The following is a 460-nucleotide window of genomic DNA, read 5'->3' on the forward strand; positions in this document are numbered from 1 at the left end:
GCAAGCCGTGCCCACCCGGCCGATAGTGGCTGAGTCAGCAACAGATAAGGCCACCTGAAACTTTCAGGTAGCCTCTGGGTTATAATATTTCCTCTCCCCCACGCGCGCCGAATCGTGAGCTTCTTCGAGCGTTTTATTCATGCCTTGCTGTTTGAAACCGGCGCGGTGCTGATTTCCGCCGTGGCCGTGCTGTTGTTTGGGCTTTCCCATGCCGGCACGGCGTTTGGCATGAGCGTGGCGGTGTCGGTAACGGCGATGGTGGGGAATTTCCTGTTCAACTGGGGGTTCGACAAAATCTTCACCGGCCGGCGCGAGCGGCGCGGTTGGGGCGTGCGGATGCTGCCAACCGGCGCGTTTGAAGGCGGGTTGCTGTTTTTCACCACGCCGCTGATTGCCTGGTTTCTGCAAATTACGCTGTGGCAGGCGCTGCTCACCGACATCAGCCTCACCCTCTTGATTG

1 protein-coding gene is annotated in these 460 nt (G+C 59.1%); it reads left to right on the plus strand.

The features are described from left to right. Positions 1 to 114: 114 nt before the first annotated feature. The coding region (locus CYP26_RS00890; protein ID WP_103630025.1) for a PACE efflux transporter at positions 115 to 460 on the plus strand (346 nt) is incomplete at its 3' end.

Origin of the sequence: Campylobacter concisus, from assembly GCF_002913225.1 — a bacterium.
GTDB lineage: Bacteria > Campylobacterota > Campylobacteria > Campylobacterales > Campylobacteraceae > Campylobacter_A > Campylobacter_A concisus_J.